Origin of the sequence: Hymenobacter metallicola (assembly GCF_004745645.1) — a bacterium.
GTDB lineage: Bacteria > Bacteroidota > Bacteroidia > Cytophagales > Hymenobacteraceae > Hymenobacter > Hymenobacter metallicola.
The window spans coordinates 656,362-672,733 of record NZ_SRMB01000001.1; the positions used below are offsets into that span (position 1 = coordinate 656,362).

Below are 16,372 nucleotides of genomic sequence, written 5' to 3' on the forward strand. Positions count from 1 at the left end.
TTCATGAAAAAAGCACGCAAAACCTCTACGTTCTGGTACCAATTTTCCCGCTTCTGGTTTTGGATAACTGGTTGGCATTTAGGTTCTCAGGTGCCGCCTGGTATTCCTAAAAGCATGATGATTGCCGCTCCGCATACCAGCAACTGGGACTTCATGTTTGCCCGGGCCGCTTTTTACCTCATGGACGTGGATGTGCGCTTTACCGTGAAAAAATCCTGGGTTGATATTCCGGTGCTCGGCAAGCTGATGCTGGCGTTGGGGGCCCTGCCCGTCGACCGGCAAAAGAACAACAGCCTCGTGGATGGGATGGTGCAGCTCTTTGATGAGCGCGAAGAGCTAGTCATTCTCATTACCCCTGAAGGTACGCGTGCCTACCAGCCCCGCTGGAAAAAAGGCTTTTATTTCGCTGCGATGGGGGCTAATGTCCCCATTCTGCTCGGCTACCTGGATTATAAAAATAAGGAAGCCGGCGTGGGCCCGGCCTTCTGGCCGACGGGCGACTACGAAAAGGACCTGGAGGAAATCAAGGCTTTTTACCGTACCAAAGCGGGCCGCTTCCCGGAAAAAGGCGTGCGGTAATCCGGCAATATTGTCTGTAAAGCAAAAAGGTACGTCCCGAAAAGGCGTACCTTTTCTGCGTAAAGCCCGCTACCTGTCGTTATGGAAAAGCTCCAAACCCTCGGCCTGATCTTTTTAGGACTGCTCATCTTCGTGTGGCGGATGATCCAGAAGATGCGTAATACGGCCCGCCGGGAGCAGCAGGAGCGGCCCGCAGCTCGTATCCCGCTGCCCAGTACCTCGTTTGACGAGCTGTTGAAACAAATGCAAAAGCAAAACGAACGGGGCAACCGCCCGTTGGAATCGGCTACGCCTACAACCCCGGCTGGACGGCGCCTGCCCCAGGAGGCAGAAGCTCCGAAAGCCCGGACCCTGGAACAGCCCGTTCGCAAAGCGCAGTCACAAGAACGCCGGGCCACGACTATATCCTTGGAAAAAACGACTGCTCCGGCTCGCCGCAATACCGGCCTGGACCACCCGGCTGCCGACCACCCGCTGCGTCGCCCTCGGCCTACGGCTCCGGCCCCGGTGGCCCGGCGCGTAGTCACTGACCGGCTCCGCACTCCCGCCGACCTGCGGGACGCCTTTATTCTGAGCGAAATCCTGAAGCGCAAATTTGAGTAATAGCCCGGCTATCAGGCGCGAAAAGTACCAGAGCCTGGTGTAGAGGTACACCGGGCTCTGGTACTTTTAATCCTGGGTTAGCGCGTACGTCACCAGATTAGCGCCCATCCGCAAGGCCGCCTCGTGCACGGCAGGCGGGTCGTCGTAGGTGCCCACGTCTTCCCAGCCGTTGCCCAGGTCACACTCGAAGCTGTAAAAGCACACCAGCCGGCCTTTGTAAAGCAGCCCGAAGCCCTGGGGGCGCTTGCCCTCGTGTTCGTGGACCTTGGGCAAGCCTTTGGGGAACTGGAATTTCTGGTGGTAAATCGGGTGGGAGTAGGGCAGCTCCACGAACTCCAGCTCGGGAAATACCTTTTTCATTTCGGGCCGGATAAACTTGTCGAGCCCGTAGTTGTCGTCGATGTGCAGAAAGCCGCCGCCGGTGAGGTAGCGGCGCAGGTTTTTGGCCTCGGCCTCGGTAAACGACACGTTGCCGTGGCCCGTCATGTGCACAAAGGGATAAGTGAATAACTCCGGCGAGTCCAGCTCCACGATGGCCTCCTCGGGGGCAATATTGGTTTTGAGCGTCTGGTTACAGAAGCGAATCAGATTAGGCAAGCTGGTTTTGTTGGCGTACCAGTCGCCCCCGCCGCCGTAGTGGAGCTTGGCAATGCGGAAGCTGGGCGCTACCGGCGCGGCGGCCGTCAGGGAAAAAAGCAGCAGAAGCGGGAGCAGCAGGTTCTTTAGCATGGGATAGAAGGAGCGTGGGAGCACTCGTAATAGACTACAAAGTAACGCCATGGTGGCAAAGTTCAGTGCCGACGCAATCTTACGCGACTCGTTTGCCGTTACTAGCCCGTTGGCGACGCGGCCGAGCAACGCTACCGGCTGGTTTGCCGATGCCGAGCCCAACTATAAAAATCGTTTATTGCTGAACGGTAGCTTTTCAACCGCTGAGCGGAACTTATAGATGGTAACGGGCAAAGATTTAGTAGCGCTGGGATTAAAGCCTGGCAAATGGTTTAAGGAGGCACTGGCGCACATCAACGAACACGGCCTGGAACACGAGGCCCTGCACGCCTACCTTGCTACTGTAAAGCCCGGCCCGGAAATTCCGCTGCTGGCCCAGCCGGTGCCGTTTTACGAGAACATCAGCGCCGACTCGCCCGTGGAGCAAGCCAACATAGAGTACGTGCGGCAGTCGATGCAGCAACTCATGCGCACGCCCACCGTGGTAGCCGGCGCCATCATGCCCGATGCCTGTCCGGCGGGTCCTATGGGTACAATTCCCGTTGGGGGCATTGTCGTGACCCGCAACGCGATTCACCCCGGCATGCACAGCGCCGATATCTGCTGTTCGGTGATGCTGACCAACCTGGGTAAAATAGACCCCAAGCGCGTGCTGGACGCCGCCCAGCAGATTACCCACTTTGGCCCCGGTGGCCGCTTGCCCGAGCGCCAGTTTGCCCTGCCCGCAGAAATAGAGGCCGAATTTCGGGCCAATCCTTTTTTAAACTCTTTGCGCAGCCTCAACTTTGCCCGGGAACACCTGGGCACCCAGGGCGACGGCAACCACTTTCTTTACGTAGGCATTTCGCGCAACACCGGCGACACGGTGCTCGTGACCCACCATGGTTCCCGCGGCCCCGGCGCGGCACTCTACGCCCAGGGCATGAAAGTCGCCGAACGATACCGCCAGGCCATTTCGCCCGCCACCGACCCGGCCAACGCCTGGATTCCCAGCGACTCGGCCGAGGGTGAACAGTACTGGGCGGCGCTGCAAACCATTCGAAAGTGGACCAAGCAGAACCACTTATGCTTGCACGAGGCCATTGCCGCGCGCCTGGGGGCGGCCGTAGTGCAACGTTTCTGGAACGAGCACAACTTCGTGTTTCGCGACGGGGACCTGTTTTACCACGCCAAGGGCGCCACGCCGCTCGACCCGAAATTCATGCCCGATATTACCGGGCCGCGTATCATTCCGCTGAATATGGCCCAGCCCATCCTGATTGTGGAAGGCCGCACTACCGCAACCAACCTGGGATTTGCGCCCCACGGCGCCGGCCGCAACCTGAGCCGTACCCGCCACAAGTACAGCAAGCTGGGGCAAACCAGGGAAGAACTATTTGCCGAGGAAACCCAGGGCATCGACGCCCGGTTTTTCTTCAACCAGATTGATATTTCCGAGCTGCCCAGTGCCTATAAGGATGCCGGGGAGGTCAAGCGGCAGATTGCCGATTTCAACCTGGCCACTACCGTGGACGAAATCCGCCCCTACGGTTGCATCATGGCCGGCGACTGGGAGCAAGACGCCCCCTGGCGTAAGAAGAAGCTGGCCAAAGAAGCTGCCCGGCTGGCGGCAGAAGCAGATACGCAGGCCGACTGCTCGGCCGTGGCGGAGGAATAAGGGAAGGGCTAGGCTTACAGCTCCCGCACTACGTGTATCGTGTGCACGGCCGCCAGAGCCGCAGTTTCGGTCCGTAGCCGGGAGGCCCCCAACGTCACGGGCCGAATGCCGCGCTGCCGGGCTAGCTCAATTTCGGCCGGGGTAAAGTCGCCCTCGGGGCCGATGAGTACGCAGCAGCCGGCTCCCAACGCCGCTACCCGGGCCAGGGCCGTCCGCTCGCCTTCTTCCAAGTGGGCAATAAAGGTAGTGGCCGGCGCCACGGTGGGGATAAAGGCGGCGTAGTCGGTCAGCTCATCCAGCCGGGGCAGCCAGGCCTGGCCCGACTGCTTCAGGGCGCTAACCGCAATTTTCTCCAGTCGTTCCAGCTTTAGCTCCCGCCGCTCCGAGCGGGCACAGCGCAGAAAAGTGATGCGCTCCACGCCGATTTCCACGGCTTTTTCAACCAGCCATTCCATCCGGTCCAGATTTTTGGTGGGTGCTACGGCCACGTGGGTGAAGTAGGAGCGCGGGATTACCTGCTCGGTGGCTGTGAGCCGGAGCTGACAACGCTTGGGGTTGGCATCTGCCACAACGGCCTGGTACACGCCCCCGCGCCCATCGACCAGCCCTACCGGGTCGTTTACGCCCAGGCGCAGCACGCGCACGGCATGTTTGCTTTCGTCTTCGGGCAGGGTATAGGTCGAGCCGGTAAGGTCGGGAGCGTAGAAGGTGTGGGCCATGGCACAAAACTACGGCGAATCCGTGGTGCGTTGGCACTGACTGGCTGAGTATGCCCGTTATGAGCGGGCTACCGGCTGTTTTTGCTACCTCCCAGCTCCAGGGCAACCACTTTATTTGGATGGGCGGCGCTACGCGGGCATCGGTCAAAAAACAACTTAGTAGGAGGGGTGCGCTCTACTCTTCTTAAGTTGGCGACCTTCATACAGAGCAGTCAGCAGTAATGTTAACCGGCCTAAAACGAAGCTTTTGGCATCACAAGCCGACATACGCCGTACACAGACTCATCTGTCCTTAATCTTCTACTGCACTATGACACCAAAACTCAAAAAACTATCCCAGCAAATTCTGGTCATCACCGGCGCTTCTTCCGGTATCGGTTTGGTTACGGCCCGCATGGCGGCCGAAAAAGGGGCTAAGCTGGTGGTGGCGGCCCGCAGTGAACATGCGCTGCGTCAGCTCTGCGAAGAAATCAACGACCAAGGAGGGCAGGCAATCTACGTGGTGGCCGATGTGGCTAACCAGGATGATGTGCGTCGCATTGCCCAGGCGGCCCAGGCCAAGTTTGGCGGTTTCGACACCTGGATCAACGACGCGGGCGTGTCCATCTACGGTAAAATCGAGGATGTACCGGTGGAAGACATGCGCAAGCTGTTCGAAACCAACGTGTGGGGCCTGATTTACGGCTCGCTCGAAGCTACCAAGCACCTCAAGCAACGCGGCGGGGCCATTATTAATATCGGCAGCATTTTGTCGGAAAGCACGGCCATTTTGCAAACCATCTACTCAGCCAGCAAGCACGCCGTGAAAGGCTTTACCGACGGCCTGCGCATGGAGTTGGAAATGGACGAAGCCCCGGTCGTAGTGACGCTCATCAAGCCCGCGGCTATTGATACGCCCTACCCGCTGCACGCCAAGAATTACATGGAGCGCGAAGCGCAGCATGCCCCACCCGCCTACGCGCCCGAAACGGTGGCCCGCGCTATTCTGCACTGCTGCGAAACACCGGAGCGGGAAATTACCGTGGGCGGCGGTGGTAAAATGATTACCAGCATGGCCACCTTCGCGCCCCGGTTGCTCGACAAGTTCATGGAAAACGTGTTTGCCAAGCAGGAGAAGGCCGATTATGCCCCGCGGCCCCGTAATCAGAATGGGCTCGATCATGCCGCTGGCCGCCTGGAAGAAAGAGGCAATTACCCCGGCCACACCCGGGAAAGCAGCTATTACACCACCGCCACCCTGCACCCCTTGGTGACGGCGGCCGTGGCTGGTGCCGTTGGCCTAGGCGTAGCCGCATTGGTAAAAAGATCCAAAAACGGCGGCTCTACTCCATCAGTCGACAACCAGGTCCAGGAGTCGCACAGCGCCCAGTGGGTGGAATAGCAAGTCTTCCTACCCAAAAAAAGGCCCGCTGGAAACACCAGCGGGCCTTTTTTTGGGTAGGAAGACTTCTAGTTACGCCGTTAGCGTAGCCTCCGCCACTTTGGGAGCACCAGCTAGGATTTCCTCGTTAGCGAAATCAGCGTATTTCTGGAAGTTGTTGACAAACTTATCGGCCAGGGAAGCCGCTGTTTTGTCGTAAGCCTCTTTGTCCGACCAGGTATTGCGCGGATCCAGAATGTCGGTGGGCACGCCGGGAACCGAAGCGGGTACTTCCACTCCGAAGATGGGGTGCTTGGTGAAGGCCACGTCATTCAGCTCACCGTTCAGGGCAGCCGTAATCATGGCGCGGGTGTAGCCCAGCTTCATGCGTGAGCCTACCCCGTAAGATCCACCGGTCCAGCCTGTGTTGATCAGCCACACGTTCACGTCGGGGTTCTCATCCATTTTCTGGCCCAGCATCTCGGCGTACTTGGTGGGGTGCAGGGGTAGGAATACGGCGCCGAAGCAGGCCGAGAAGGTCGTCTGGGGCTCGGTAACACCCATTTCCGTGCCGGCTACCTTAGCCGTGTAGCCGCTCATGAAGTGGTACATGGCGTGGCTCTTGTCCAGCTTGCTGATGGGAGGCAGTACTCCAAAGGCGTCAGCTGTCAGAAAGAAGATGTTCTTAGGCGCATCCGCTACCGAGGGCTCAATGGCGTTGTCGATGTAGCTGATGGGGTAAGCCGTGCGGGTGTTTTCCGTCACCGACTTGTTGGCGTAATCCACCGTGTGGGTGCCGGGGATAAAGCGGGTATTCTCTACGATAGAGCCGAACTTGATAGCATCCCAGATCTGGGGCTCCTTCTCGCGGCTCAGGTCAATAACCTTGGCGTAGCAGCCACCTTCAAAATTGAAGATGCCCGCATCGGGCGTCCAGCCGTGCTCGTCGTCGCCAATGAGGCCCCGGTTCGGGTCGGCCGACAGAGTCGTTTTGCCCGTGCCCGACAGACCGAAGAAAACGGCCGTGTCGCCGTCTTTGCCTACGTTGGCCGAGCAGTGCATGCTCAGGGTATTGTGCTCGTGGGGGAGCAGGTAGTTCAGCACCCCGAAGATGCCTTTCTTCATTTCGCCCGCGTAGCCCGTACCGCCAATCAGAATCATCTTCTTGGTGAAGTTCAGGATGGCAAAATTAGCCTGGCGGGTACCGTCTACGGCCGGGTCGGCTTCAAAGCCAGGGGCGCAGATGATGGTAAAGTCGGGCGTCCAGGAGGTGTCGGCATCTGCTTCGGGGCGCAGAAACATGTTGTAGCAGAACAGGTTATGCCAAGCCATTTCGTTGACTACGCGCAACTTGAGCTGGTAATCAGGATTGGCCCCGGCGTAGGCTTCGCGTACGTACAGCTCCTTGTCGGCCAGGTAGGCAACCATTTTCTGGTGCAACTGGTCGAATTTATCGGCGTCGAAGGGAATGTTGATGTCGCCCCACCACACGGATTCAGCGGTATTGGCGTCCTTCACCACGAAACGGTCCTTGGGGGAACGGCCGGTGAACTTACCGGTGTCGGCCATAAGCGCACCGTTGTCGGTGAGGGTGCCCTCACCCCGGCGCAGAGCATGCTCGACGAGTTCAGCGGGCGTCAGGTTCAGATGCACTTCGCCGGTTTGGGAGAATCCGAGCGGCTGCAAACGTTTGCGGAGAGTGGCGGTAGCGGCAGTGTCCTTCATGGGGCCGGAAACAGAATGAAATGGGTGGGAGATTGGGGAATTGCAGGACAAAAATAGACAAAAAACCGTTGCTGTGGCTTACAGTCGTTAGTTTTTAGAAAAACTTAGCGAAAATTCGCTGTAAGCTTGGCTTGTCAACGCGAAAATGCCGTTACGGTTGCCAATTGCGAAAGTTTTGTAGCTTTACCAACCTCCGTCGGACAACTGCTGACGGTCCTTTCTCACTTTCCCCACTTTTATTTTCCCTTCATGCAAACAGCCTCCGCCGTACGTGAGCAACCCACTGTGCCCGCGTCGACTGGTCATCCCAAGGGCCTGTATGTGCTCTTCGCTACCGAAATGTGGGAGCGTTTCAGCTACTACGGCATGCGCGCCCTCTTATCGTTGTACATGATCAAAGCGCTCCTGATGAACAAGGAGATGTCTTCGCTCATTTATGGCAACTATACCAGCCTTGTATACCTGACGCCGCTGCTGGGTGGCTACGTTGCCGACCGTTACTGGGGCAACCGGCGCTCTATTCTGTTTGGGGGCTTGCTGATGGCAGCAGGGCAGTTCGCTTTGTTTTTTAGCGCTTCCATGTACCAGGTCGGCCAGACGGCCGTGCCCTCCTCCCAACTGCTGTTGTTCTTTCTGGGCCTGGGCTGCCTGATTTTTGGTAACGGCTTTTTCAAGCCTAATATCTCCTCGATGGTAGGGTCGCTGTATCCCAAAGGCGACTCCCGCATCGATGCCGCCTACACCATTTTCTACATGGGCATCAACCTGGGCGCGTTTTTCTCGCCCCTGGTGTGCGGTACGCTAGGCGACACCGGCAACCCTGCCGACTTTAAGTGGGGCTTCCTGGCCGCCGGTTTCGGCATGCTGCTGGGCTCCATTACCTTCGAGCTGCTCAAAAACAAGTACGTCGTAACGGCCGAGGGTGCCCCGCTGGGCGCCAAGCCCGAGCGCACGGTAGAAGCTTCGCCAGTGGTGCCCGTGCAGACCGACGGTCCGGTGCGCTCCGAAACCATTGCCCAGCCCACCAAGAGCTTTGCCAGCAAGCTGCCCATGCTCATCGGTATCTTCGTGGTGGTGTATGCCGCTATTGCCTGGATTATGAACCGGGACTGGATTGGGGCCCTCGTATTCTCGGCCATGATTGTGGCCCCGGTTACCATCCTGACCGACCCGACGCTCACCGCCCGCGAAAAGCAGAAGATCTACGTTATTTTCATTCTGAGCTTCTTCGTAATCTTCTTCTGGGGCACGTTTGAGCAGGCCGGCGCTTCGCTGACCTTCTTTGCCGACGAGCAAACGGACCGGCAGCTGGGCTCTTATACCGTGCCCGCTTCGTACTTCCAGTCGGCTAATGCCTTGTTCATCATCGTGTTTGCGCCAATCTTCGCCGTACTCTGGACGTGGATGGGCAAGCGCGGCACCGAACCTTCCTCGCCGCTGAAAATGGCTATCAGCCTACTGCTGATGGCAGTTGGCTACCTCATCATTGCCTTCGGTGTGCGCGGGGTTGATGCCAGCACCAAAGTGAGCATGTTTTGGCTGATTACCATGTACATGGTACATACCTTTGCCGAGCTGTGCTTATCGCCGATTGGTTTGGCCTTGGTAAACAAGCTGGCTCCGGCCCGCTTTGCTTCCCTGCTGATGGCCGTGTGGTTCTTGGCTACGGCCGCCGGCAACAAGCTGGCCGGGGTATTGTCGGGCCTGTATCCTCCCGGCCCCGGCGAATTTGCCAAAGCCTCCAAGGCTGGCATCGACCTGCCCGGCATTCTGAACGGTACTTCCCAGGCTACCGCCGACGTAACGGCCAAGCTGACTGAGTTGGAGCTGACTTCGCACTGGCCTTCTTTCCTGGGCTTTCAAATCACCAGCCTCTACGACTTCTTCCTGATTTTCGTCGGGTTGTCGGCTGTGGCCTCCGCCATTCTGTTTGTTCTGTACAAGCGCCTCAACACGATGATGGCCGAGCCGGTAGCGCCCGTCGCTTAAGCTTCTGCTGCTTCCTGTGTCAAGAAAAAGCCCCACTGCTAAAAAACAGTGGGGCTTTTTCTTGGCCTAATCCCCCAACTATATGCATAACTCTACTCTGCTGGCCGCCCCCGAAGTGCCGGCTTCCGCCCCACTTAGTCCACGCTGGGTGCTGGGGGCCATCCAGACAATCCTAGGGCTGGGCCTGCTGGCTCCCTTTGGGTACAGGCTCTCTACCACGCAGGAACTACTCGTCGGGTTTTCCCTGCTCAATGCCAGTATGCTGCTAGTCGGTGGGTGACAGATCTATACTGGGGAGTGCGGCGGACGCTGCTCGTCGCACTTGGGTATGGGGCTTTGGCTGGTGTTTTTTTAGGTAGGCCAACCGCTCTGGGTGAAAATGGCAGCTTGCTCTTGCCGATGCTGCTGGTTGTGCTCGCCACCGGGGGCGGGCTGCTGCTGCTCGGCTTGCTTGTGGCAGTAGGGGCGCTGGGGCGAGCTTCTTTGCGCGTTCTGGTTCGGGATTTTCTGCTGGTGCGCTTGGCGGCTGCCTCGGCCAGCGTGATGTTGCCCCTGGTAATGGGCACGGCTGCACACGGCCATAGCTTGCCTGCTCTTCTTGCTCCCAATTCTGATTAGCCTCCACGGCCCGGCTACTGCCAAAGCCCGCCTGATGGCGCTCTGCCTGGTTCTTAGCGTTGTAGCATCCGAACTGGCTACTGGTTTAATCACTAGTATCTGGCCTTCCTAACCAGTCTGATAGAGGTAGTGCGCTAATAAGAAAAGCCCCGCCGGAACCTGTCCAGCGGGGCTTTTCTTATTAGCGAGGTCAGCTGAGCTGGCCGGGGCTGATTACATCATGCCACCCATGCCGCCCATGCCGGGGTTGCCACCACCGGCACCGCCTTTGTCTTCCTCGGGCTCATCCGAAATTACGCACTCGGTGGTCAGGAGCAGGCCGGCAATTGAAGCAGCATTCTCCAGAGCCAAACGCGTAACCTTGGTGGGGTCGAGGATACCAGCGGCCATCAGGTTTTCGTAACGGTCTTCGCGGGCGTTGTAGCCGTAGTCGCCGGAGCCTTCACGCACCTTCTGCACCACTACTGAGCCTTCGCCACCGGCGTTGGCTACGATGGTACGCAGGGGAGCTTCGATGGCCGTGCGAATGATGTTTACACCGGTCCGCTCGTCGCCGTTCAGGGTGTCCACCGCTTCCAGGGCATCCAGCGCGCGCACCAGCGCTACGCCACCGCCGGGTACTACACCTTCTTCCACGGCCGCACGAGTAGCGTGCAGGGCATCGTCGACGCGGTCTTTTTTCTCTTTCATCTCCACTTCCGTAGAAGCACCGATGTAGAGGATGGCCACGCCGCCCGACAGCTTAGCCAGGCGCTCCTGCAGCTTCTCCTTGTCGTAGTCGGAAGTCGTAGTGCCGATTTGAGCTTTGATTTCGTTGATTCGAGCCGTGATGGTCTCTTTCTCACCTTTGCCGTTGACAATCGTGGTGTTGTCTTTGTCAATGATGATTTTCTCCGCCGTGCCCAAGTACTCGAGCGTAGCCGAGTCGAGCTTGTAGCCGCGCTCTTCGCTGATAACAGTACCGCCAGTCAGGACGGCAATGTCTTCCAGCATGGCCTTGCGACGGTCGCCGAAGCCGGGAGCCTTCACGGCGGCAATTTTCAGCGAGCCGCGCAGCTTGTTCACGACCAGCGTCGCCAGGGCTTCGCCGTCTACATCTTCCGAAATGATAACCAGGGGCTTGCCGGTCTGTACTACCTGCTCCAGTACGGGCAGCAGCTCCTTCATGGTGCTCACCTTCTTGTCGTAGATCAGCACGAAGGGGTTGTCGAACTCTGCCTCCATTTTCTCCGGGTTGGTTACGAAGTAGGGCGAGAGGTAGCCGCGGTCAAACTGCATGCCTTCCACCGTTTTCACTTCGGTTTCCGTGCCGCGGGCTTCTTCGACGGTGATAACCCCTTCTTTGCCTACTTTATCCATGGCGTCGGCAATCATTTTGCCGATTTCCATGTCGTTGTTGGCCGAAATAGCACCTACCTGGGCAATTTCCGAGGAGTTCTCAATCTTTTTGGACTGGGCCTTCAGGTTGGCAACCACGGCAATAACTGCCTTGTCGATGCCGCGCTTCAAATCCATCGGGTTGGCACCGGCGGCTACGTTCTTCGAGCCAGCGGCGTAGATAGCCTGGGCCAGTACGGTAGCCGTGGTAGTACCATCACCGGCCTGATCGGCGGTTTTGGAAGCTACTTCCTTTACCAGTTGGGCGCCCATATTTTCAATAGGGTCGGCCAGTTCAATTTCTTTGGCAACGGTTACCCCGTCCTTGGTAATGCTGGGAGCACCGAATTTCTTGTCGATAACCACGTTGCGGCCTTTCGGGCCCAGGGTTACTTTCACGGCATTTGCCAGTTTATCTACGCCACGCTTCAGCTTGTCGCGACCGTCGGTATCGAATTGGATGTTCTTAGCCATCGTATTTAACAGAAAGGATGATTTCGGGAAGGGAAGGGTGGATTACAGGACAGCGAAAATGTCCGATTCGCGCATGATCAGGTAGTCCTGGCCATCCACGGTGATTTCAGTACCGGCATATTTGCCGTACAGGACCTGGTCGCCCACTTTTACCTGCGGCTGAATCAGCGTGCCACTGTCGGCCACTTTGCCTTCGCCTACAGCCACTACTTCGCCACGCTGGGGCTTTTCTTTTGCTGTATCGGGAATGATGATGCCCGATTTGGTTTTCTCCTCAGCAGCAGCCGGTGCAATGATGACGCGGTCAGCCAGCGGTTTCATGCTTAGTGACATATTGTTCGTTTTGGTTGAAAGGGTTGGTTGAAATGAACCTGTGCCGCAGGCAACACTTCTTGTGCCAGCCTAGCCAAACCTGACAGAATGAACCTTTTTAGTTCTATTCTCAGTCAGGTTTTCACTTGCAGATGCCCACGTGTCAGGGTGAAGGCCGAAAAAGGCAGTATGATGAGCTGGCGTAGATAAAGGGCAAGTAGGCTCGGCCCGGCCTTGGTAGAGTCAAAAAAGAAGCCGCTGGCCCCACATAAGGAGCCAGCGGCTTACTATACAATCGGTGAAAACAGGCTATTGAGCCGGCGTGGTAGCAGCCGGGGCCGGAGCGGGCTGCTGCGCCGGAGCAGTGGCCGGAGCCGTAGCGCCAGGAGCGGTGGCTGCGCCGGGAGCACCCGGGGCCGGAGCGGCTGGGGGCAGCTTGGTTTCCAGGGCTTTCTGCTGGTTAACGCTGCGAACAGGGCCCGCGGCTTCGGAAGTACCGTTGAGCACGTGGGTGCCCAGGGTCAGCACCATCAGCCCAATAGCAAAACCCCAGGTGAGGCGCTCCAGCAAATCACCGGTACGCTTTACGCCCATCAGGTTGGCTGCGCCGCCCGCGCCGAACTGGCTCGAGAGTCCGCCCCCTTTGGGGTTTTGGGCTAGCACTACCAGCGCCAGCAGCAAGCAGATAAACAGAATCAGGCCAATGAGAGCGTAATACATTTACTCGGTAGATTTCAGTTGTTGAATTTGGTCGGCAAAATACGCCTTTTTTTCCGGCTGACGCACCATTAGGCGTTCATATATTTCAATTGCCTTGTGCAGCTTGCCCTGGCGCACCATGATTTTAGCCAGGCTTTCGGAGGCCAGATCGGGGACTACTTGCGTGCTCCGCACCGATAAATCGGCTTGCTCTTCGGCAGAGGCGGGCACCACTGCCGGGGTCCGCAGGCGGGGCTGGTTGCGCAAGAAGGTATTGATCAGGTCAAATGGGGAAGGCGGGGGCGGCGGGGCCGGCTGGTAGCGAGGAGCCACTTCGTGCAGCAGCGCATCGGGCGGAAAAAACTCGGTGTCTGGCAGCGAAACGGTGAATTCGTCGATAGGCTGCAAGCTGTAGCCGTAGCGGCTACCGCTCCCCAGGGCATAACCCACCATGTCGTCGCCCCCAAAGCCCGCTACGGCTGGCCGCGGTAAGCTGATGGGCGCCTCATCTTCACTGGGCAGCGGCAGCTCGTACAAGACAGCGTCGGAAGGGTCAGGAAAACCTAAGCCAAACTCAAAGCGCGAGGAACCGGCTTCCACCGGTGGCCGGATCGGAGGGGCGACGGGCGGCAAGATATCCTCCTCGGCCGCTTCCGGGAGCACCGGTGCCGCCGCGTCTGTTTCCTCGGAAACTAAGGCCGGCACTTCGGCTTCCTCTGATAGAGCTTCTGGCTCTGTAGGAGCAACGAGGGTTTCGTGCTCGGTTTCCACTGCTTCTGGCCCGCCTGCCTCAGCTGCGGCGGGAGTAGCTAGTACCGTTGCGCCTTCGGCTTCCTGCGGCTCTTCTTCCGGAGCGTTGAATGTTATTACTGTTTCCGTCTGAGCGGAAAAGTCAGCAACCGGTTCAGTAGCCTCTTCCGTAATTAGCTCCGAGTGAGCAGGCGCCGCATCTTCCTGGGTGGAGGTTACTTCGCTCTCCGCCAACTCACCCCGGAAACCTGGCTCAGGCAGGTTCTGTGCTTCACTCGCCTCAACGTCAGAGCTACCGGGCCCAGAGGCAGCATCGGCTTCTGGTGCCGGTTGCTCCGGCTCCGTAGAAAAAGCAGGCAACTGGCTGGAATCGGGGGCGGCTGTAGTGGGCTGCTGTGCTTCGGCAGGTTGAGGAGTTGCAACAGGGGCTTCCAGTTCTGTCGAAACTTCTTCGTTAGGAAGGCGGGCAACCGGCACTTCCGCAACCGGTAGTGGCGCTGCCGGCAGTAATAGGGCAGCCGCGGGCACTGGCTCGGCCACGAGCGTCGGCTGTTCAATCAGCTGGCGCAGCAGTTGGCGGTCGGTGGCGTAGGTGGCGGCCCGGCGCAGGCGCTGACTGGCCAGCATACTGCCCTGGTCGTGGGCGGCTTTGGCCAGCAGCACATGCGCCGTTTGACAGTACGGAAATGCTGCCGCCAGTTGCTCCAGCTCACGAATCTCGGACTCCGAAATTGCGCTTACATGATCAAGAATTTGCAACAGCGACGCGCGGGTCATACGGCAGGACAATGAGGGTAAGGCGTTAACAGCGCCGCCAGGGCGGGGGCGGCCAACGCACCAGGACAAAACCGGTGGTTTGCGGGGCGGCAAAAGTGCATCAATTTACCCAGGAAACCCACTAAGTAGGAAAAACCGACGGTTACCAGTTCGCTACCGACTTATTGAAAGTATCGGTAATAATGTTGGTGGTAATGCGGCGCAAGGCCACCGGGTCGTTGTTGATACGGGCAATATCCTGGGCCGCCGGAAAGTCGCCGTAGCTCTGGAACGTCTGCTCGAAATCCTGCTTGGGGTCTTTGGTATTCGTGAAGCGTACCCGCACCTGCATGGTCAGCCGGTTCACGCCCGCCTGGTCGACGCCGTTCTGACTCTGAATAGCGGCGGGAGCAAAGTCGTAGGCTATGATCTGCCCTTCAAACTGCAGGTCTCCGTCGCGGGGCACGAGTTTGAGCGTGGTATTACGCTGAAAATAGTCCTTGAACTCCTCCGTAAAGCGCTGCGACAGAAAGGAAGGGCCGTTGTTGGCATTGTTCTGAAACGTCTGCACCGAATAGGTTTTCACCGAGGGGTCGATGCTGGTACCCGTGAAGGAGTAGACACTGCAACCGGCCAAGAGCGGCAACATAAGAAAAGTCACCAGCCAGACGGTCAGTTGCTTAGAGTTGCTCCAGGTCATATTGTTTCAGCTTGCGGTACAGGGTGCGTTCGGAAATGCCCAGGTCGTGGGCCGCGTACTTACGCTTGTTATGGTGTTTTTTCAGGGCCTTCATAATCATCTCCTTTTCCTTGGCCTCCAGGGAAAGGGTTTCCTCCTCGGTTTCGTGCGGAATGTCTTCCACGCGCTGCGGCTCGTCTTCGTAAGTCGCGGCGTCTTCCACCGTTATTTCCGGGCGGGGCGTAATGAAATATTCGGTTGCGCCGCCTTCGGCAGGAGCAGAACGGGTCAGGCGGTTGTTTTCGTACACCGGGGCCACGTTCAGGTTATTAAATAAGTGGCTGTTTTGGCGTAGCAGTTCCTGCGCCTCGGCCGGGCGCTGACCAGCGGCCATATCGAGCACCATCTTTTTCAGGTCCGTCATGTCGCGGCGCATGTCGAAGAGCACCTTATAGAGCAGGTCCCGCTCGGAGTAGCTGTTGGCTTCGGCCCCGGCCCCGGAGGCACTCAGCAGCATGGGCAAGCGGCTGCTTTGCTCGGCCGGCAAGTATTGGCGCAGGCGGTTGGCATCTACGTCCCGCTCGGTTTCGAGCACCGACATCTGCTCGGCCACGTTCTTAAGCTGGCGGATGTTGCCGGGGAAGCTGAAGCGCTGCAGTTCCGTTACGGCATCCGGGCTCAGGGCAATGGGCTTGACGCGGTAACGCTCGGCAAAGTCGGTGGCAAACTTTCTGAATAATAGATAAATATCGTCGCCTCGTTCACGCAACGGTGGAACCGTAATCGGGACGGTGTTGAGGCGGTAGTAGAGGTCTTCCCGGAACTTGCCTTCGCGCACGGCGTCGAGCAAATTCACGTTGGTAGCGGCCACCACGCGCACGTCGGTCTTCTGCACTTTGCTCGAGCCCACGCGGATAAACTCCCCGTTTTCGAGTACGCGCAGGAGCCGGGCTTGGGTGCCCAGCGGCATTTCCCCGATTTCATCGAGAAAGATCGTGCCCCCGTTGGTGACTTCGAAATAGCCTTTGCGGGCTTCCTGGGCCCCGGTAAACGAACCTTTCTCGTGCCCAAACAGCTCGGAGTCAATCGTACCCTCGGGAATGGCCCCGCAGTTGATGGCAATAAACTGCCCGTGCTTGCGGGGCGAGAGGGCGTGGATAATCTTGGAAAAAGATTCCTTGCCCGAGCCGCTTTCCCCGGTGATGAGCACCGTCATATCGGTGGGCGCCACCTGGGCCGCTACCTGGATGGCGTAGTTCAGCGCCGGCGCATTGCCGATAATGCCGAAGCGTTGCTTGATGGATTGTATTTCGGAAGGTGTCAAGGGTGGTTTTTGGTTTTTGGTT

General features: G+C 58.3%; 16 protein-coding genes. 7 read left to right on the plus strand and 9 right to left on the minus strand.

Features of this window, described 5'->3' with window-relative positions; genetic code table 11:
• Window positions 1-114 precede the first annotated feature (114 nt).
• Entirely contained in the window at window positions 115-579 is a 465-nt protein-coding gene (locus E5K02_RS02745) for a 1-acyl-sn-glycerol-3-phosphate acyltransferase (protein WP_317128888.1), read from the plus strand.
• 81 nt (window positions 580-660) lie between these two features.
• Window positions 661-1,182: a hypothetical protein gene (locus E5K02_RS02750; protein WP_135391838.1), complete on the plus strand. Its 522-nt coding sequence runs from the start codon at window positions 661-663 to the stop codon at window positions 1,180-1,182.
• A gap of 66 nt (window positions 1,183-1,248) precedes the next feature.
• Here E5K02_RS02750 and E5K02_RS02755 read toward each other — a convergent pair whose 3' ends face one another.
• The gene (locus E5K02_RS02755; RefSeq protein WP_135391840.1) at window positions 1,249-1,911 is read right to left on the minus strand and encodes a DUF4159 domain-containing protein; all 663 of its coding nucleotides are present in this window, start codon (window positions 1,909-1,911) and stop codon (window positions 1,249-1,251) included.
• 220 nt (window positions 1,912-2,131) lie between these two features.
• Here E5K02_RS02755 and E5K02_RS02760 point away from each other — a divergent pair, with 220 nt between their 5' ends.
• Window positions 2,132-3,568 (plus strand): RtcB family protein, encoded by a 1,437-nt coding sequence (locus E5K02_RS02760; protein WP_135391841.1) that lies wholly within the window; start codon window positions 2,132-2,134, stop codon window positions 3,566-3,568.
• A gap of 14 nt (window positions 3,569-3,582) precedes the next feature.
• Here E5K02_RS02760 and E5K02_RS02765 read toward each other — a convergent pair whose 3' ends face one another.
• Window positions 3,583-4,287: a 16S rRNA (uracil(1498)-N(3))-methyltransferase gene (locus tag E5K02_RS02765; RefSeq protein WP_135391843.1), complete on the minus strand. Its 705-nt coding sequence runs from the start codon at window positions 4,285-4,287 to the stop codon at window positions 3,583-3,585.
• A 310-nt stretch (window positions 4,288-4,597) separates the two neighbouring features.
• Between E5K02_RS02765 and E5K02_RS02770 the strand changes: the two genes are divergently transcribed.
• On the plus strand, window positions 4,598-5,668 hold the full coding sequence (locus E5K02_RS02770; RefSeq protein ID WP_135391844.1) for an SDR family oxidoreductase: 1,071 nt from the start codon (window positions 4,598-4,600) through the stop codon (window positions 5,666-5,668).
• Between the two features lie 72 nt (window positions 5,669-5,740).
• Here E5K02_RS02770 and pckA read toward each other — a convergent pair whose 3' ends face one another.
• Window positions 5,741-7,372: a phosphoenolpyruvate carboxykinase (ATP) gene (gene pckA, locus E5K02_RS02775; RefSeq protein ID WP_135391846.1), complete on the minus strand. Its 1,632-nt coding sequence runs from the start codon at window positions 7,370-7,372 to the stop codon at window positions 5,741-5,743.
• 249 nt (window positions 7,373-7,621) lie between these two features.
• Here pckA and E5K02_RS02780 point away from each other — a divergent pair, with 249 nt between their 5' ends.
• From E5K02_RS02780 to E5K02_RS02790, 3 genes are all read left to right on the plus strand, one after another.
• The gene (locus E5K02_RS02780) at window positions 7,622-9,361 is read left to right on the plus strand and encodes a peptide MFS transporter (protein WP_240737125.1); all 1,740 of its coding nucleotides are present in this window, start codon (window positions 7,622-7,624) and stop codon (window positions 9,359-9,361) included.
• 82 nt (window positions 9,362-9,443) lie between these two features.
• Entirely contained in the window at window positions 9,444-9,641 is a 198-nt protein-coding gene (locus E5K02_RS02785) for a hypothetical protein (RefSeq protein ID WP_135391848.1), read from the plus strand.
• Between the two features lie 119 nt (window positions 9,642-9,760).
• Entirely contained in the window at window positions 9,761-9,979 is a 219-nt protein-coding gene (locus tag E5K02_RS02790) for a hypothetical protein (RefSeq protein ID WP_135391850.1), read from the plus strand.
• A 213-nt stretch (window positions 9,980-10,192) separates the two neighbouring features.
• On the opposite strand, the gene groL is transcribed toward E5K02_RS02790, so the two are convergent.
• The 6 genes from groL to E5K02_RS02820 all read right to left on the minus strand — a co-directional run bounded on the left by groL (window position 10,193) and on the right by E5K02_RS02820 (window position 16,350).
• Entirely contained in the window at window positions 10,193-11,830 is a 1,638-nt protein-coding gene (groL, locus tag E5K02_RS02795) for a chaperonin GroEL (RefSeq protein ID WP_135391852.1), read from the minus strand.
• 42 nt (window positions 11,831-11,872) lie between these two features.
• Entirely contained in the window at window positions 11,873-12,163 is a 291-nt protein-coding gene (groES, locus tag E5K02_RS02800) for a co-chaperone GroES (protein ID WP_135391854.1), read from the minus strand.
• A 288-nt stretch (window positions 12,164-12,451) separates the two neighbouring features.
• Window positions 12,452-12,862, minus strand: a complete 411-nt coding sequence (gene secG, locus E5K02_RS02805; protein WP_135391856.1) for a preprotein translocase subunit SecG — start codon at window positions 12,860-12,862, stop codon at window positions 12,452-12,454.
• Window positions 12,863-14,368 carry a hypothetical protein gene (locus tag E5K02_RS02810; RefSeq protein ID WP_135391858.1) on the minus strand — a complete coding sequence of 502 codons (1,506 nt, stop codon included), beginning with the start codon at window positions 14,366-14,368 and terminating at the stop codon, window positions 12,863-12,865. It abuts the gene before it with no gap.
• Window positions 14,369-14,510: 142 nt separating this feature from the next.
• Complete coding sequence (locus E5K02_RS02815) at window positions 14,511-14,996, minus strand: LptE family protein (protein WP_135391860.1); 486 nt, start codon at window positions 14,994-14,996, stop codon at window positions 14,511-14,513.
• Between the two features lie 31 nt (window positions 14,997-15,027).
• Window positions 15,028-16,350, minus strand: a complete 1,323-nt coding sequence (locus E5K02_RS02820; protein WP_135391862.1) for a sigma-54 interaction domain-containing protein — start codon at window positions 16,348-16,350, stop codon at window positions 15,028-15,030.
• Window positions 16,351-16,372: the final 22 nt, after the last annotated feature.

Bases quoted from the DNA above. Each gene is read 5' to 3' on its own strand.
- E5K02_RS02780 (WP_240737125.1), top strand. From the start codon at position 7,622: ATGCAAACAGCCTCCGCCGTACGTGAGCAACCCACTGTGCCCGCGTCG.
- groES (WP_135391854.1), bottom strand. From the start codon at position 12,163: ATGTCACTAAGCATGAAACCGCTGGCTGACCGCGTCATCATTGCACCG.
- E5K02_RS02765 (WP_135391843.1), bottom strand. From the start codon at position 4,287: ATGGCCCACACCTTCTACGCTCCCGACCTTACCGGCTCGACCTATACC.
- E5K02_RS02790 (WP_135391850.1), top strand. From the start codon at position 9,761: ATGCTGCTGGTTGTGCTCGCCACCGGGGGCGGGCTGCTGCTGCTCGGC.
- E5K02_RS02785 (WP_135391848.1), top strand. From the start codon at position 9,444: ATGCATAACTCTACTCTGCTGGCCGCCCCCGAAGTGCCGGCTTCCGCC.
- E5K02_RS02770 (WP_135391844.1), top strand. From the start codon at position 4,598: ATGACACCAAAACTCAAAAAACTATCCCAGCAAATTCTGGTCATCACC.
- pckA (WP_135391846.1), bottom strand. From the start codon at position 7,372: ATGAAGGACACTGCCGCTACCGCCACTCTCCGCAAACGTTTGCAGCCG.
- groL (WP_135391852.1), bottom strand. From the start codon at position 11,830: ATGGCTAAGAACATCCAATTCGATACCGACGGTCGCGACAAGCTGAAG.
- E5K02_RS02810 (WP_135391858.1), bottom strand. From the start codon at position 14,368: ATGACCCGCGCGTCGCTGTTGCAAATTCTTGATCATGTAAGCGCAATT.
- secG (WP_135391856.1), bottom strand. From the start codon at position 12,862: ATGTATTACGCTCTCATTGGCCTGATTCTGTTTATCTGCTTGCTGCTG.
- E5K02_RS02745 (WP_317128888.1), top strand. From the start codon at position 115: ATGATGATTGCCGCTCCGCATACCAGCAACTGGGACTTCATGTTTGCC.
- E5K02_RS02755 (WP_135391840.1), bottom strand. From the start codon at position 1,911: ATGCTAAAGAACCTGCTGCTCCCGCTTCTGCTGCTTTTTTCCCTGACG.
- E5K02_RS02750 (WP_135391838.1), top strand. From the start codon at position 661: ATGGAAAAGCTCCAAACCCTCGGCCTGATCTTTTTAGGACTGCTCATC.
- E5K02_RS02815 (WP_135391860.1), bottom strand. From the start codon at position 14,996: ATGTTGCCGCTCTTGGCCGGTTGCAGTGTCTACTCCTTCACGGGTACC.
- E5K02_RS02760 (WP_135391841.1), top strand. From the start codon at position 2,132: ATGGTAACGGGCAAAGATTTAGTAGCGCTGGGATTAAAGCCTGGCAAA.